The sequence below is a fragment of the Alcanivorax xiamenensis genome (assembly GCF_009846745.1).
GTDB classification, from domain to species: domain Bacteria; phylum Pseudomonadota; class Gammaproteobacteria; order Pseudomonadales; family Alcanivoracaceae; genus Alloalcanivorax; species Alloalcanivorax xiamenensis.
Genome location: NZ_AQPF01000044.1, coordinates 18038 through 34667 on the forward strand (window position 1 = coordinate 18038; position 16630 = coordinate 34667).

General features: G+C 62.4%; 14 protein-coding genes. 9 read left to right on the forward strand and 5 right to left on the reverse strand.

From position 1 onward, the window contains the following. Window positions 1-10 precede the first annotated feature (10 nt). The 6 genes from purF (at window position 11) to A6D6_RS18045 (ending at window position 8000) form a co-directional block, all read left to right on the forward strand. The gene (gene purF, locus A6D6_RS18020) at window positions 11-1534 is read left to right on the forward strand and encodes an amidophosphoribosyltransferase (protein ID WP_133493050.1); all 1524 of its coding nucleotides are present in this window, start codon (window positions 11-13) and stop codon (window positions 1532-1534) included. 17 nt (window positions 1535-1551) lie between these two features. Next, complete coding sequence (locus A6D6_RS18025) at window positions 1552-2763, forward strand: O-succinylhomoserine sulfhydrylase (RefSeq protein ID WP_159661472.1); 1212 nt, start codon at window positions 1552-1554, stop codon at window positions 2761-2763. 341 nt (window positions 2764-3104) lie between these two features. Continuing rightward, window positions 3105-4013 carry an AAA family ATPase gene (locus A6D6_RS18030; RefSeq protein ID WP_159661473.1) on the forward strand — a complete coding sequence of 303 codons (909 nt, stop codon included), beginning with the start codon at window positions 3105-3107 and terminating at the stop codon, window positions 4011-4013. A gap of 26 nt (window positions 4014-4039) precedes the next feature. Next, on the forward strand, window positions 4040-4984 hold the full coding sequence (locus A6D6_RS18035; protein WP_159661474.1) for a DUF58 domain-containing protein: 945 nt from the start codon (window positions 4040-4042) through the stop codon (window positions 4982-4984). Continuing rightward, on the forward strand, window positions 4984-7008 hold the full coding sequence (locus tag A6D6_RS18040) for a transglutaminase TgpA family protein (RefSeq protein ID WP_133493054.1): 2025 nt from the start codon (window positions 4984-4986) through the stop codon (window positions 7006-7008). The genes A6D6_RS18035 and A6D6_RS18040 overlap by 1 nt, the downstream gene beginning before the upstream one ends. Before the next feature lie 221 nt (window positions 7009-7229). Next, complete coding sequence (locus A6D6_RS18045) at window positions 7230-8000, forward strand: iron-containing redox enzyme family protein (protein ID WP_159661475.1); 771 nt, start codon at window positions 7230-7232, stop codon at window positions 7998-8000. 21 nt (window positions 8001-8021) lie between these two features. On the opposite strand, the gene A6D6_RS18050 is transcribed toward A6D6_RS18045, so the two are convergent. The 4 genes from A6D6_RS18050 to htpX form a co-directional block, all read right to left on the reverse strand. Then, on the reverse strand, window positions 8022-8192 hold the full coding sequence (locus tag A6D6_RS18050; RefSeq protein ID WP_159661476.1) for a hypothetical protein: 171 nt from the start codon (window positions 8190-8192) through the stop codon (window positions 8022-8024). Next, window positions 8167-8706 (reverse strand): YecA/YgfB family protein, encoded by a 540-nt coding sequence (locus A6D6_RS18055; protein ID WP_133493056.1) that lies wholly within the window; start codon window positions 8704-8706, stop codon window positions 8167-8169. Before A6D6_RS18055 ends, A6D6_RS18050 begins: the two co-directional genes overlap by 26 nt. Window positions 8707-8856: 150 nt before the next feature. Next, window positions 8857-9948 (reverse strand): GGDEF domain-containing protein, encoded by a 1092-nt coding sequence (locus A6D6_RS18060; RefSeq protein WP_236564156.1) that lies wholly within the window; start codon window positions 9946-9948, stop codon window positions 8857-8859. Between the two features lie 280 nt (window positions 9949-10228). Next, window positions 10229-11125, reverse strand: coding sequence for a protease HtpX (gene htpX, locus A6D6_RS18065; protein ID WP_133493057.1), 897 nt, complete (start codon window positions 11123-11125; stop codon window positions 10229-10231). A gap of 188 nt (window positions 11126-11313) precedes the next feature. On the opposite strand from htpX, the gene A6D6_RS18070 reads away from it, so the two are divergent. After that, window positions 11314-12240 carry a class I SAM-dependent methyltransferase gene (locus A6D6_RS18070; protein ID WP_133493058.1) on the forward strand — a complete coding sequence of 309 codons (927 nt, stop codon included), beginning with the start codon at window positions 11314-11316 and terminating at the stop codon, window positions 12238-12240. 89 nt (window positions 12241-12329) lie between these two features. Here A6D6_RS18070 and A6D6_RS18075 read toward each other — a convergent pair whose 3' ends face one another. Further along, complete coding sequence (locus A6D6_RS18075; protein WP_133493059.1) at window positions 12330-13559, reverse strand: pyridoxal phosphate-dependent aminotransferase; 1230 nt, start codon at window positions 13557-13559, stop codon at window positions 12330-12332. A gap of 222 nt (window positions 13560-13781) precedes the next feature. Between A6D6_RS18075 and A6D6_RS18080 the strand changes: the two genes are divergently transcribed. After that, a complete protein-coding gene (locus A6D6_RS18080) occupies window positions 13782-14450 on the forward strand; it encodes a DNA-3-methyladenine glycosylase I (RefSeq protein ID WP_159661477.1) in 669 nt (222 codons plus the stop codon). A gap of 118 nt (window positions 14451-14568) precedes the next feature. Beyond that, the gene (locus tag A6D6_RS18085) at window positions 14569-16482 is read left to right on the forward strand and encodes a cytochrome c/FTR1 family iron permease (RefSeq protein ID WP_133493061.1); all 1914 of its coding nucleotides are present in this window, start codon (window positions 14569-14571) and stop codon (window positions 16480-16482) included. The last annotated feature ends 148 nt before the right edge of the window (window positions 16483-16630 follow it).

Here is a 16630-nt window from a genome sequence, read left to right on the forward strand (position 1 = left end):
GGATAAGCAAATGTGCGGCATTGTTGGCATCGTGGGCCACTCCCATGTGAACCAGGCGATCTACGACGCCTTGACGGTCCTGCAACACCGTGGACAGGATGCCGCGGGCATCGTCACCTGTGACGGCGACAGGCTGTTTTTGCGCAAGGACAACGGCATGGTGCGGGACGTGTTCCGCAACCGCCATATGCGCCGACTGGTCGGCAACATGGGCATCGGCCATGTGCGTTACCCCACCGCTGGCAGCTCCAGCTCCGCCGAGGCACAGCCGTTTTATGTGAACTCGCCTTATGGCATCACGCTGGCGCATAACGGCAACCTGACCAATTCCGAGGCGCTGGCCGAACACATCTTCCGCGCCGATCTGCGCCACATCAACACCACCTCCGATTCCGAAGTGCTGCTCAACGTGTTCGCCCACGAGCTGCAACTGCGCGGCAAGTTGCAGCCGGAGCCGGACGACATCTTCGACGCGGTGGCGGCGGTGCATCGCCGGGTGGAGGGCGCCTACGCGGTGGTCGCCATGATTACCGGCTACGGTATTCTCGCGTTCCGTGACCCGCACGGTATCCGCCCGGTGTGCTTCGGCAAGAAGGACACCGAGCAAGGGCCGGAATACATGGTGGCTTCCGAATCGGTGGCGTTGTCTTCCCTGGGCTTCCATCTGGAGCGGGATCTGGAACCCGGTGAAGCGGTTTACATCACCGCCGACGGTCAGCTGCATACCCGCCAGTGCGCCGACAATCCGCAACTGAGCCCGTGTATTTTCGAGCACGTTTATCTGGCCCGTCCGGATTCCATCATGGACGACATTTCCGTGTACAAGGCACGTCTGCGCATGGGCGAAAAGCTGGCGGAGAAAGTCGAGCGGGAATGGCCGGATCATGACATCGACGTGGTCATCCCGATTCCCGATACCAGCCGCACTTCCGCCCTGCAAATGGCCAACCGGCTCAACGTGAAATACCGGGAAGGTTTCATCAAGAACCGCTACATCGGCCGTACCTTCATCATGCCGGGCCAGCAGATGCGGCGGAAATCCGTGCGCCAGAAACTGAATGCCATCGAGCTGGAATTTTCCGGCAAGAACGTGCTGCTGGTGGACGACTCCATCGTGCGCGGCACCACCTGTCACGAGATTATCCAGATGGCGCGCGAAGCCGGTGCCCGCAAGGTCTACTTCGCTTCCGCCGCGCCGGCGGTGCAGTATCCGAATGTGTACGGCATCGACATGCCCGCCGCCGATGAACTGATCGCCCACGACCGCAGCGTCGAGGAAGTTTGCCGGATCATCGGCGCCGACCGTCTGATCTATCAGGATCTGGACGACCTGGTGTCCGCCTGCAAGGAAGGCAATTCACGGGTCAAGGAATTCGATTGTTCCGTGTTCAACGGCGTCTATTTAGCCGGTAACATCGACCAGGGCTATCTCCAGAATCTGGAGCAACGCCGCAACGACCTGGCCAAATCCGCCCGTGAGCAGGCCCGGGCCCTGGCGGAAAACGAAGTCATCGATCTGCACAACTCCAATTGAGGTGAACCGAGAACATCATGAGCGACTTTTCTGATCCAAACGAACTGCATACCGATACACTGGCGATTCGCTGGGCGCAGTTACGTACCGATCAGATGTCGCATTCGGAGCCGCTGTTTCTTACCTCCAGCTTCGTCTATGACAGCGCCGCCCAGGCGGCGGCGCGGTTCTCCGGCGAGGAGCCGGGCAACGTTTACTCCCGCTTCACCAATCCCACCGTGGCGGCGTTCGAACAGCGCCTGGCCGCCATGGAAGGAGCGGAGAAGGGCGTGGCCCTGGCTTCCGGCATGGCCGCCATCAGCAGCACTTTCTTCGCGCTGCTGGCCCCGGGCGATCACATCGTCAGCTCCCGCAGTGTGTTCGGCACCACCAATGTGGTGTTCGACCGCTACCTGAAGAAATTCCAGGTCGAGACCACCATGGTGGACCTGGCGGACCTGGAGCAATGGCGTGCCGCGATCCGCCCGGAAACCAAGGTGCTGTTCCTGGAGACGCCGTCCAACCCGCTTTCCGAAGTCGGTGATATTCCGGCCCTGGCCAAATTGGCCCACGACAACGGCGCCATTCTTATCGTCGATAACTGTTTCTGCACGCCGGCCTTGCAAAAGCCACTGGCGCTCGGCGCGGATCTGGTGATCCACAGTGCCACCAAGTATCTGGACGGCCAGGGGCGCTGCCTGGGTGGCGCCGTGGTGGGCCCTGCTGATCTGGTGGATCAGGTTCATGGCTTCGTCCGCTCCGCCGGACCGAGCATGAGCCCGTTCAACGCCTGGGTATTTCTCAAGGGGTTGGAGACCCTGGGCATCCGCATGCAGGCCCATTCCCGCAATACGCTGGAGCTGGCCGAATGGCTGGAACAGCAGCCGGGCATCGCGCGCGTGCACTACGCCGGACTCAAATCCCACCCGCAGCATGAACTGGCGGCGCGTCAGCAGAGCGGCTTTGGCGCGGTACTGGCGATTGAAGTGGAAGACAGCGACGGCAACCGGGACCGCCAGGCCGCCTGGCGTTTCATCGACGGCACCCGGCTGATCTCGATCACCGCCAACCTCGGCGATACCAAATCCACCATCACCCATCCGGGCAGCACCACCCACGGGCGGGTGGCGGAAGAAGACAAACAACGGGCCGGCATCACGGAAAACCTGATCCGTATTGCGGTAGGCTTGGAGGATGTGGCGGACCTGAAAGCGGATCTGTCCTTGGGGCTGAAAATGCTTGGGTTCTAGAAGAAAGCCATCGTGGTCCGTGGACCACTGGTGTCCCACAGATGTGGAACAGGCGGCTTACACGCAACACGCTGGCACGCCTGCACGCTGATTCGCTGCCAAGGCAGCTTCCCACAGACGACGCTACGGAGCCCCTGTGGGAAGCTGACTTGGCAGCGAATACAGCGCGATTTCATATCTCCTAGACCAATAGACTGGCCACGGCCATGGATTCCTCGGTCAAACCTCAGAACCATCAAAATTTGTGGGACAGCAATGGTCCGTGGACCGCTCCCGGTATTTTAAGGTGCTCCTGATTTGGGGGGAGCGCCATTTTAAGAAACAACCACAAGGCCGTACCCATGCAGGCACTGGAAAAAGCCCTGGCCCAGGTGGGCCGGGTGGTATTGGGGAAACCGGAACAAATCAAACTGGCCCTGGCCTGCATGCTTGCCGGCGGCCATCTGTTGATCGAAGACCTGCCCGGCATGGGCAAGACCACGCTGGCTCAGGCCCTGGCGCGGGTCTTCCGGCTGGATTACCGGCGGGTTCAGTTCACTAGTGACATGCTGCCGGCGGACATTCTCGGGGTGTCCGTATTCGACCCGGACAGCCGTGAATTCAGCCTCCGGGAAGGGCCGGTATTCACACAACTGCTGCTGGCCGACGAGATCAACCGTGCCACGCCCAAAACCCAGGGGGCGTTGCTGGAGGCCATGGAAGAGCAGCAGGTATCGCTCGATGGTCTGACCCGGCCGCTGCCTGACCCCTTCTTTGTCGTGGCCACGCAGAACCCGGTGACCCAGGCCGGCACCTTCGTCCTGCCGGAATCCCAACTGGACCGCTTTTTGATGCGCATTTCGCTGGGCTATCCGTCACCGGAAGTGGAGCGGGATTTGCTCGCCGGCGGCGACCAGCGTGATCGGGTAAGGCAACTGGAGTCGGTGATCGAGCCGTCGGGGCTGCGCAAACTCTGCCGCTTCGTCGATCAGTTGCGCGCCACCCGGGAGCTGATCGACTACGTGCAACGCTTGCTGGAGGCCACCCGCGCCGACAGCCGGTTTGTCGCCGGTCTTTCACCCCGTGCCGGTTTGGGGTTGCTGCGCGCCGCCCGTGCCTGGGCGTTGCTGCATGGCCGTGACTATGTGCTGCCGGAAGATGTGCAGTCGGTCTGGGCGGCGGTGGCGGAACACCGGCTGCAACCCCGTGAAGGCGGCAACGTGGCGGCGATGACCCAGTCCCTGTTGCAGACCGTGCCGGTGGTGCGCTGACCGGCGTCGAGCGAAGGAGGGCGGCCATGCTAAAACGCGCCTGGCAACACTGGTTGGCCCGACGTCTGCCCCGTGACCATCAGGTGCAACTGAACCAGCGCCGTATCTTCATCCTGCCCAGCGGTTACGGTGTGCTGTATCTGGTGGTGGCGCTGCTGTTGTTTCTCGGCGGTGTCAATTACGAGAACAACCTGATTCTGGCACTGTGCTTCCTGATGGTGTCGTTATTCGTGATGGGCATCCTGCATACTTTCCGCAATCTTTCTGGTTTGACCCTGCGCGCTGGCGCCGCCCGTAATGGCTTTGTCGGCGGGCACGGTGGTCTGGCGGTGGTGCTGGCGTCCCAGGGACAGCCGCACCGCAGTGTATGGCTGAGCTGGCCGGGGCAGGATGCCCAGGAAGTCAGCCTGGAAACCGGAGAAGAGAAAACCGTTTGGTTGAATCTGGCGCTGCCCCGCCGTGGTCCGGTCTGGTCGCACCGGTTGCGGGTGGAAAGCCGTTATCCGTTGGGCCTGTTGCGGGCCTGGTCGTTGGTGGAGCTGGAGCACCATTGTCTGGCTTGGCCCAGACCCCGGGAGGAGGCCGCTTCTCCCTGGGAGGGTAGCGGTGGTACCGGTGGTGTCGGCCGCCATGGCAGCGAAGCTTTCCAGGGGTTGCGTGCCTACGTGCTGGGGGATTCGCTGCGCCAGGTGGACTGGAAAGGTTACGCACGTGGACGCGGCATGAACACCAAGCTGTTTGATGCCGAGGAGGGCGAACGGCTGTGGCTCGGCTACGAGCGCCTGGAAGGCCTGCCCGAGGAGCAGCGCCTGGCGTTGCTATGCCATTGGGTGTTGCTGTTGAGCGAGGCCGGCCAACCCTTTGGTTTGCGTCTGCCCGGCGTGATGCTGGCGCCGGGCGGTGGTGATGAACATCGGCTGCGGGCTCTGGATTTGCTGGCACTGCACGGCAGCGAAGGAGGGCCGCGCTGATGGCCCGCCTGTATCAGGTGCCCAGCCATGCCCGGCCCTGGCTGACCGCCGCCATTCTCGCCATTTCCTTGCCGCAATTGCTGCGTGGACCGCTCTGGCAGGTGCTGTTGTTGGCGGTGATCCTGTTGTGGCGGGCGCTGATGGATCGTCAGCGGGCGCCGCTGCCGGGCCGGTGGATACGGCTGTTGCTGTTGCTCGGCACGGTGGGCGGCATTCATCTGAGTTTCGGTCGCTTGATCGGACCGGAAGCGGGCACCGCTTTGATCACCAGTTTGTTCGCGCTGAAGTATCTGGAGCTGGTGGGGCGTCGCGACGCCTATGTGTTGATCATCATCGGCTATTTCGTCTGCGCCACCATCCTGCTTTTCCAGCAGGGGTTCTTCGTTTTTCTTTACGTCTGTCTGTGTCTGTTGCTCCTTACCGCCAGTCTGGTGGGGATCCACTACAACGATTCCCAGGCGCGCGCACGTCAGCATCTGGGCAAGGCGGCGGTGCTATTGTTGCAGGCAGCGCCGTTGGCGGTGGTACTGTTCGTGCTGGTGCCGAGGCTGCCACCGTTATGGAACGTGCATACCGATCAGGGACAGGCGCGCACCGGCATGAGCGACACGATGGCGCCGGGGCAGGTCAGTAATCTGGCCGAGTCCAGCGCCATCGCCTTTCGTGTGCAGTTCGATGGCGAGATACCGCCATACCGGCAACGCTATTGGCGTGGCCTCACTTACAGCTGGTTTGATGGCCGTACCTGGAGCCAGGCTCGGCCGGACGATTGGGGCGACGAACTGACCTTCTACAGTGGCCGGGGAGAACCGCCGTTGTGGTACCGGGATCTGCTGGAGCGGGCCGCCGATCGCCCTTACTGGGGCTACCAGGTGATCATGGCGCCGAGCCAGCGGCGCTGGCTGTACGCGCTCAATACTCCGGTGCCGGAGTTCGATGGTCTGGTTCTGGCCCGTGACCGGCACCTGGTGGCCACCGAGCCGGTCACGGGTAACTTCCGCTATCGGGTACGTAGCTATACGGGGGTACCACTGACCGAACCGCTGGCGCCGGATCAGCGTGCGTTGATGTTGAGTTTGCCGGAACAGGGTTTCCCGCGCGCCCGCGAACTGGCCGGCCAATGGCGTCGGCAATATCAGCACGATAGTGCCCTGGTGAGCGCCGCCTTGAGCTGGTTTCGCAACGAGCCGTTTCATTACACCCTCAGCCCGCCCGCCGTCGGCCCGGATGTGGTGGATGGTTTTCTGTTCAATACCCGTCGGGGGTTTTGCGAGCATTACGCCAGCAGTTTCGTGGTGCTGATGCGCGCCGCCGGCATTCCCGCCCGTGTGGTGGGAGGTTATCAGGGCGGCGAAGCCAACCCCATGGGGCGGCACCTGCTGATTCGTCAGTACGATGCCCACGCCTGGGCGGAGGTGTGGCTGCCCGGACGCGGCTGGGTGGAAGTGGATCCGACCGCGGCGGTGGCGCCGGAACGGGTGGAACTGGGCTTGCGGGGCTCGCTCAGCCAGGCCGGCGCCGCGCGTATTCCCGGTGATGGCATCGGACGTTTGCCGGTGTTGTTTCAATTGCGGCAATGGGCGGACCTGCTTGAATTCCGCTGGCAGAGCTGGGTGCTGGGCTATGACCTGGAGCGTCAGAATCAATGGCTGTCCCGTTGGCTTGGCGCGGTGACGCCCTGGCGGCTCGCGTTGCTATTGCTGACCCTGGCGGCACTGCTGGTGCTGGCCACGGCGCTGATCATGTTCCGGGGGCGCGGCCCCCGCTCCGCCACGCCGCTGACCCGTGAATACCGGCGGCTGGCTCGCGGGCTGAGCAAGCGTGGCGTGCGGGGAGCGGAACGTTTGTCCGCGGCCCAACTGTGCGAGCGGCTCGAGCGCCGCTGGCCGGCGGCGGAAGCGGCGGCCCTGGCCTGGCGGGAGACCTTCGAACGGATGGCCTATCAGCAGGACTCGGCGCCTTCCATCGCCGCGTTGCGAACTTTGCGCCGGCAACGGCGGCGGTTGCTGAGGGCATGTCGTTGACTCTTGTGAGGTAGTGAGCCTGGACGCCGATTCGCTGGCAAGCCAGCTTCCCACAGCGGCTTCGTGTCCCTTCCGTGGGAAGCTGGCTTGCCAGCGAATGCAGCGCGAATTCATGATTCCGGAATCCGGCCATGCGGCCCTGGCGTCCACTGGCACAACCACCAAGAGCGCAGTAGGCTTTATCCCTTGATGATCACGGGAACGATCAAAAAGGGGAGACTATGTCCGTCGCGCGTTATAAGGAAGCTCTGCAACTGACCGATCACGAACCCTGGGCACAACGCTTTTGGGAGGCGCTGGTGCCGTACAAGGACCGGGTGGCTGAGCATCCGTTGTTCGTGGAAATGGGGGAGGGAACTTTGACGCCGGAGCGGTTTCGCGACGCGCTGCTGCACTTCTACCCCTTGGTGGAAAATTTCCCCAAGTACATGGGCCTGGCATTGGCCAAAACCCGGCCGGGCATTTTCCCCGGTCATGAAGAAAGCAAGAACTGGCTGATCGGCAACATCAAGGTGGAACAGCGGCACGCCTATTGGTATCAGGACTGGGCCGCCGGCTTCGGCATCGATCAATCGATCCTGGAGAACACCGTGCCGCCCGCCGCCATGGACGCGGTGAACCATTACCTGTGGTCCGTTGGCGAGCGCGGTACGCTGGAAGAAAGCATTGCCGCCACCAACCTGGCCATCGAGTGGGCCACCGGCGAATGGAGCCAGCGCGTGGTGACTGGCATGACCCGCTACGCGGAGCAGGGGGTGGCGGAGATCAACCGGCACACCATGGCGTGGTTGCGCGCCCATGCCAGCTATGACGACGCCCATCCCCATGAAGCCATGGAACTGATCAAACGGGTGGCGATGGAACCGGAATCCCGCCGCCGCGCCTTTACCGCCGCCCGCCGTGGACTGGAATACTACCTGCTGGCGCTGGACGATTGTTATCGGATCGGCGGGGAAAGAGCGGAAGAGAAAACACCGGAATTCAATGAATAATTAATAGGGAACGGTGAATAGTTAACAGCGAAAAAAAGAGATGATCTTTAGCCGCTGTGGGAAGCTTGCTTGCAAGCGAATATTGCCAAACGCCTGAGCGATATCATTCGCTTGCAAGCCAGCTTCCCACAGCAATTCAAAGTCACCTGTTTTTGTCTTTCCGCTGTCAACTATCTTTTCCATCTGTTCCATGAAAGTGCAGCACCAGTTCTTCCAGCAGATCCGGCAGGCCGGTGGCCATTTGCCGGACCACGGCGGAATTTTCCCACAGCTCGTCCAGGGAGGGGTCCTCGTCCACGCCGGAGATCAGAACCACTGGCAGTAGCCAGTTGGCCATGGTGTCTTCGTGATCCTGATACCAGTCTTCCTCCCGCAAGAACACGCCGGCGAGAAAACCCGCGCACCAACTGGCCAGGTCGTTGCCATCCTCTTCCCGGTACGGGTCCAGCAGGCAGGGCAGAGTGGTGCGTTCGCCGTTGTACAGGCCGGTCAGCAGGCGCCCGCGCAGTGACACCAGAGCATCCAGAACCGGCTCCGGCAGCTCGCTCTCCAGGGCCGTGACGAAATCCTCCGGCCCCCCATAAGGACCCACCGCCAGGGCGCAGGTCAGACCGTGAATTTCCACCCAGGTAGGGGCGTCCTCGCCTTCGCCGGCGAAATGCCCTTCGATGACCTGCTTGAGGCTCGGGTTGGTGACATCGCTCATAGATTCCTCCCTATGCGGGCAAGGATACCGGTTTGCGTGGAGGATGGAAGCGCCGCTGAGGGGTATTATTCGCTTGCAAGCAAGCTTCCCACAGGAGCGTCACCAATAATGTGGGAAGCTGCCTTGGCAGCGAATAACGATGCGGCATGCCTACCCGCTGACCCGGTTACGGCCTTCGGACTTCGCCCGGTACAGGGCCTGGTCGGCGCGTTCCAGCAGGGTGCGGGCGGTGTCCCCGGGCTGATAGGCGGCCAGACCGCAAGACAGAGTTACCCGCAGGTCCGGAGCAAAAGCGTAGCGCGCTTCCGCGAACCGTTCGCGTAGACGGGTGATGGCCGCCAGGCTGGCTTGGTGGTGGCTGCGCGGAAACAGGATGGCAAATTCCTCGCCGCCATAGCGGGCCAGCACATCGGTGCGCCGCAGGCAGTGGCTGGCGATGTTGGCGAAGCGCTGCAGCACCGCGTCGCCGGCCTGATGGCCGTAGGTATCGTTAACCGGTTTGAAGTGATCCAGGTCCACCAGTGCCAGATACAGCGGTGCCGGTTCCCGGCTGATTCGGCTCAGTTCCTCATCAAACCGTTCGAGAAAGTGGCGGCGGTTGTACAGACCGGTGAGTTCGTCGCGCACGGCGATACGGGCCAGTCGGTCATGGGCTTGCAGCAGCGACTCGCGCTGGGCCCGGAAGCGCTGTTGCAAGCTCTGAATATGGCTGCCCATGGAAACGAACCAGGTCAGGGTGAGCGCCAGAATGCCCCAGTGGCTGAACATCAGGGTGAAACGCGGTTGAGCCGGTTCGTTCAGCCATTCGTAGATCAGCAGCAAGGTGAAGGCGCTTTGCGCCACCAACGCCATGGCGATTTGTCGGCGCCGGTGAATCGAGAACACTCCGAAGGTCATCAGCATCAGGTACAGGCACAACAGGGCGCCGCGCAGCTCCCGCGCATAGTGCAGAATCAGGGTGATCACGGCGATGCCCACCAGCATTTGCGCCACGGTCAGACTGGGGTCCTTGAAGCGCTCGCTGTACCCGCTGCGGATCATCACGAAAAACACCGCGTTGATCGCCAGAAGCACCAACAGCAATGGCCAATGGGGCAGGTCCGGGGCCACGGCGCCCAGCCTGGTGCCGATCACCAGTCCGCCCCACATCAGCAGATAGGAATACACCGCCATCAACAGGCGGCGCAGGCGCAGGGCCCGATCCGGGTGATCCCGGGGTATCAGACGAAAACCGGGTTCCAATGAATGTCGACTCAAAGACAGCGGCCAGCGGTCACCCTGGGCGCAAGGCCGGGGTGCCTGGGCATGTTAGTAGTTATATAAGCTCACCCTACACGGAGCGGGGCAGGCGGGGAAGTGGAAAAGGAGGGGCGGGTTGGCCCTGGAACAGGAACCCGGAGGGCGCTACGAAGCCGCTGTGGGAGCTAGCCCTGCTGGCGAATTGGCCTTGGCGTTTGGGAATATTCGCTTGCAGGCAAGCTCCCACGGAGACTCCGTAGTCTTCTCTGTGGGGTAGGTGGCCTTAACCGTAGCGCTTGTCGCTCAGCGCCTGGATCCGGTCGTCCAGTGGCGGGTGCGAGCGGAACAAGGCGGAAAGCCCACGGCGCACGCCGCTGTTAATGCCGAACGCCACCAGGCTGTCGGGCATCTGGTTGGGCACTTCCGATTCCGCTTTCAGCCGTTGCAGCGCGGCGATCATGTCGCGGCGGTCCGCCAACTGGGCGCCGGAGGCGTCGGCGCGGTATTCGCGGAAGCGGGAGAACCACATGACAATGACGCTGGCGGCGATACCGAAGATGATCTCCGCGACGAACACCACGATGTAATAGCCGAAGCCCAGGCCGCCCTGGCCGTCGCGGCGCAGGAAGCTGTCGATCACATAACCCACCACCCGGGCGGCGAAGATGACGAAGGTGTTGACCACGCCCTGGATCAGGCTGAGGGTGATCATGTCGCCATTGGCCACGTGGCCAATTTCATGGGCCAGCACGGCGCGGGCTTCCTCGGGGCGGAAGCGTTGCAGCAGACCCTGGGAAACCGCCACCAGAGCGGCGTTCTTGTTCCAGCCGGTGGCGAAGGCGTTGGATTGCTGAGCCGGGAAGATTCCGACTTCCGGCATTTTGATGCCCGCTTTCCGGGACAGTTCCTCGACGGTGGCCAGCAGCCAGCGCTCGGCTTCGTTGCTGGGCTGTTCGATCACCTGAACCTTGGCGGACCATTTCGCCATCGGCTTGGAAATAAGCAGGGAAACCAGCGAGCCGGCGAAACCAAAGACGGCACTGAAAATCAGCAAGTTAGTCAAATCCAACCCGGTACCACTTTGGGCCAGGTAGGAATTCACTCCCAACAGGCTCAAAGTAATGCTGGCGACCACGATCACCGCCAGGTTAGTGAGCAGGAAAAGCGCAATGCGCATCATCGGTATGTTTCTCCACTGACTGATGTTGTTAGCCCTGATGGGTCCGATGCCCGGACACCAGCTTACCCGACGTGGAGGGCCCCCACATCGAGCAAACTTCAATGGAAAATGGGGGCGGAGCGGTTGCCTTCAAGGTCCGGCAGCGGAATACTCCCGCTTTTCCCGGCGTGACTGCGAATGCCCAGGCTATGACCCATTCCTTTTCCATTGACCCACTCGATCCCTATTTGGTTCCCCCCGGAGACCCCCGCCACCGTCTTTTTCATGGGCGGGGGAAAACCCTGCCCGGCTGGGAGGGGCTGACCGTCGATCGCTTTCCTCCGGTGCTGATGGCGACTCTGTTCGATGACTACGATGCCGCCACCCTGGAGGCTCTGGAGCAGCGGCTGCGGGCGGCGTTGCCGGCACTGGGCTGTGACACCCTGGTGTTTCAGCATCGCCACCGCCGGCCAGCGCTGACCCGGGTGATCGTCGGCACCGTACCGGAGCCGCACTGGGCCCATGAACAGGGATTACGTTACCGGCTGGACTTTGAGCGGGGCCAGAATCTGGGGTTCTTCGCCGATATGGCGCCCGGGCGGAGCTGGCTGCGGGAACGGGCGGCGGGCAAGAAAGTGCTGAACCTGTTCAGCTTTACCTGTGCCTTCTCGGTGGCGGCGCTGGCCGGTGGCGCCGAATCGGTGGTGAACATCGATCTGTCCGCACCGGCGCTGGCCCTGGGGCGGGAGAACCAGGTCGCCAATGGCCTCGCCGATGCCCGGGCGCACTATCTGCCGCACAATATCTTCCGCAGCTGGAAGAAGCTGCACAGCCTGGGCCGCTATGACCTGATCGTGGTGGACCCGCCCAGCGCCCAGCGCGGCAGTTTCATGGTGGAGAAGGACTACCCCAAGGTGCTGGAACGGCTGTCCAAGCTGTTGGCGCCGGAGGCGGAATTGCTGGTGTGCCTGAACGCGCCCTGGTTGGGACGGGACTGGATTGAGGCGCGGGTGGCGGAGCGGTTGCCGGGCGCCGTTCTGGAGGCGGTGCTACCGGGAGCGCCGGGCTTCGATGAGGTCGCGGAGCCGGCATTGAAGGCGCTGCACTATCGTTATCGGCGGCCGGCGGTGGAGTGAGCGGCTGGCGGGGCCGAATTCGCTGGCGAGCCAGCTTCCCACAGCGGCTTCGTCCCCTCTGTGGGAAGCTGGCTCGCCAGCGAAAGAGCCTACTTCTTGCGAATCCGGTCCAGATAGCGGGCGATGCGGCCGATGGAGTCTTCCAGGTCGTCCACCCGTGGCAGAAAGACCACCCGGAAGTGGTCCGGGTCCGGCCAATTGAAGGCGGTGCCCTGAACGATCAGCACGTGTTCCTCGCGCAGCAGGTCCAGGGCAAAGGCCTCGTCATCCTGGAACGGGAACACCTTCGGATCCAGCCGCGGGAACAGATACAGCGCGGACTTGGGCTTGACACAACTGACCCCGGGGATGGCGCTGAGCATTTCCCAGGCAATATCCCGCTGCCGGCACAGCCGCCCGCCCGGTGCCACCAGATCGTCGATGCTCTGGTAGCCGCCCAGCGCCGCCTGGATCGCGTTCTGGCTGGGCACATTGGCGCACAGGCGCATGCTGGCCAGCATCTCAAGACCCTCGATGTAACTTTCCGCCAGATGCTTGGCGCCGGAGATGATCATCCAGCCGGAGCGGAAGCCGGCGGCCCGGTAGTTCTTGGACAGGCCATTGAAGGTAATGAACAGCAGGTCGTCCGCCAGGGACGCGATGGAGGTGTGTTTCTCTTCATCGTAGAGAATCTTGTCGTAGATCTCGTCGGCGAACACGATCAGGTTGTGTTCGCGGGCGATCCGCAGCATGTCCTCCAGCAGCGCGCGGTCATAGTTGGCGCCGGTGGGGTTGTTCGGATTGATGATCACCAGGGCACGGGTGCGGTCGGTGATTTTTGAGCGCAGATCGTCCAGGGCCGGGTGCCAGTCCTGCTTTTCGTCGCACAGGTAATGCACCGGGTTGCCGCCGGAGAGCCGCACCGCGGCGGTCCACAGCGGATAGTCCGGCGCCGGCAGCAGCACCTCGTCGCCGTTATTGAGCAGGGCCTGCATGGCCATCACGATCAGCTCGGAGACCCCGTTACCGATAATGATGTCGTCCACCGAGACATCCTGAATGCCTTTGGTCTGGCTGTACTGCATCACCGCCTTGCGGGCCGGGAACAGGCCCTTGGAGTGGCAATAACCGGTGGCGTCGGGCAGATTATGGATCACATCCTGGAGCAGTTCTTCCGGTGCCTCGAAACTGAACGGCGCGGGGTTACCGATATTCAGTTTGATCACCCGGTGGCCTTCATCCTCGAGCCGATGCGCCTCACGCAGCACCGGACCGCGAATGTCATAGCAAACACCTTTGAGTTTGTCCGACTTACCGATCCTGAAAGGATAACCGCTCATGGAGATTTCTCGCCCTGATCCGCGAAACAGAAGAATGGAAACCGATTCTACATGGGCGCGGAAATGCTGTATATGAAGGGGCGGCCCGCTTATTCGCTGCCAAGGCAGCTTCCCACAAGGAGAGATACGGAGCCAGGGGAGATACGGAGCCGCTGTGGGAAGATGTCCGGGCGGCGCTCCGCTTGGCAGCGAATAAGGCCTGAATAAAGGAGAAGCAATACCATGATCAAGTTCGAGGAGCTGATGACCCTGGCGGTCAACCGAAAGGGCGGTCTCAAAGCGGTGGAGGCGGCGCTGCCGGAAGTGAAAACCCCGGCGCAATTGCGTAAACCGGACGATGCCTTTTACTTCTCCGCCATGACCCGCCGCGTATTCCGGGCCGGTCTTACCCACAGTCTGGTGGACGCCAAATGGCCGGTTTTCGAGCAGGCGTTCTTTGGCTTTGACCCGGAAAAACTGGTGCTGATGCCCGATACCATGCTGGAAGAACGCATGCAGGACACCCGTCTGATCCGGCACTGGGGCAAGATGAAGGCGATTCGCCACAACGCGCAATTGGTGTTGGATCTGCGCAAGGAATACGGCGGAGTGGGGCGCTGGCTGGCCGGCTGGCCCGAGGAGGACACCGTCGGCATGTGGCAGTTGTTGAAGAAGCGCGGTAAGCAACTCGGCGGCAATTCCGGCGCCGCTTTTCTGCGCATGGTCGGCCGCGACACCTGGTACCCCACCAACGATGTCATCGCCGTGCTCAAGTCCCATCGCATCATCGACAAGCCGCCGGTCAGCCAGCGCGATCAGGCCGCCGCCCAGGCCGCGTTCAATCAGTGGCAAAAGGAATCCGGCCGGCCCCAGGCGCACATCAGCAAGATCCTGGCCTTCACCGTGGGCTAGGGTGAACAGGCCCTGCCAAAGTAAAGATCGCAAACCCGAGAAGAACACTTTGACTTTTGCGCATCGGAGCGCGACCATAAATGAGAATAATTCTGCTTTCTTTCGGGCTCCTTATCTCATGACCAGAACCCTTCAGCGCTGGCTGGGCGCTTTCGTTGTACTGTTTTTGCTGTCATCCCTGGCTCAGGCCGCCTCCCAGACCGCTTTGGTGCAATTGGTGGAATACGTTGGCGCCGATTACATCAATGCCGTGCAGGACGGCACCATCGTCAGCGACGAAGAATACGTGGAGATGGAAGAGTTCTCCCGTCTGCTGCATGAAGGGATCGGTCAGCTGGACGATGTGGAAGGCCGGGACACTCTGCTGGAGCAGGCCGCCGCACTGCAACAGGCGGTGGCGGACAAGGCGCCGGAGGCCGATGTGAAAGCCCTGGCCCAGTCCATACGCGGTACTCTGGTGGACGTCTACGGCATCCCGGTGATGCCCAAGGCGGCGCCGGATATGGCGCGGGCCGCGGAAGTTTATCAAAGCACCTGTGCCCTGTGTCACGGCCAGGAAGGGCGTGGTGATGGCCCCGCCGGTGCCGCGCTGGAGCCGGCGCCCACCGATTTCCATGAACTGGCCCGCTATGAAGGCCGTTCTCTGCTGGGGCTGTACACCACCATCACCGGCGGTGTGGAAGGCACCGGCATGGCCGCCTATGAAGAGACCCTGAGTGAAGCCGACCGTTGGGCGCTGGCCTTCTATGTCGGCAGCATGGCGGTGACCCCGGAGATGGCCGCCAGCGGCAAGACCGCGATCAACAATGAGCGGGAACTGAAAACCGCGCTGACCCTGGACGCGGTGATCGCCAAGGCGCCGGAAGACGTGCGCAATCAGCTGGGTGACCAGGCCTATGACGCCGCCGGCTACCTGCGTACCGAGCCCCAGGCGCTGTTCAGCCAGAACCGCTTCATCGAGATCAGCGACGGTAAATTGTCGGAAGCCGAGCAGGCCTATGCCGCTGGCGATACCGGCGCTGCCCGCGCCGCCGCGTTGTCCGCTTACCTGGACGGCTTCGAAATGATCGAGCAGCAGCTCTCCGCCGTGGACCCGGCCGTCATGCGCGGTATCGAACGCCGCTTCATGGCCGTGCGCGAAGGCATCGAGCGGGGCATGCCGCAAGCGGAAGTCAGCGACCGGGTGGCCCAGGCCCGTGCCGGGCTGCAGGAGGCGGAAGACATTCTCAGCGGCGATGGTCTGAGCGCCGCCGCTACCTTCTCCGCCAGTTTCTTCATCCTGTTCCGGGAAGGTCTGGAGGCGCTGCTGATCATCGCCGCTTTGCTGACCTTCACCCGCAAGGCCGACGCCAAGACCGCCACCCGCTACATTCATTACGGCTGGATTCTGGCGCTGGCGGCCGGTGTCGCCACCTGGTACCTGGCGTCCACGCTGATCAACCTGAGCGGCGCCACCCGGGAAATCACCGAAGGCGTGGCCGGACTCGCCGCCGCCGTGATTCTGTTCTACGTCGGATTCTGGATGCACAACCACAGCCAGAGCCAGAAGTGGCTGGGCTACATCAAGAACAAGGTGGACAGCGCCCTGGATGGCGGCACGGTATGGGCCCTGGCGGTGGTATCGTTCATCTCGGTGTACCGAGAGATGTTCGAAACCATCCTGTTCTACCAGGCGCTGTGGACCCAGGTGACCGCGGCGACCCAGTCCTACCTGTTCTATGGTTTTGGTGCCGCCGTGGTGGCCCTGGCCGTGGTCTGTGTGTTGATCTTCCGCATCGGCATGAAGCTGCCGCTGGGGCTGTTCTTCAAGGCCACCAGTCTGATCCTGCTGGTGCTGTCGGTGATCCTGCTCGGCAAGGGCGTGGCCGCGCTGCAGGAAGCCGGCATCCTCAATGCCCGCTACCTGCCGCTGCCCACCATTGAATGGCTGGGCTTCTTCCCCACCGTCCAGGGGGCACTGGCCCAGGCGGCGGCCATCGTGCTGGCGGTGCTGATGTGGCTGCGCAGCCGGGGACAGGTGAAAAGTAGCTGAAAAAAGCAGAGAAAAGTTAATAGTGAATAAGTAACAGCCAAAAACGCGGCCCATGGTGTTTCCTCGGGCCGCGTTTTGTTTGTGGAGCGAGTGGGATCGAGCCGCTGTGGGAAGCTTGCTCGCAAGCGAATTCAGCAACGGCGGTGAA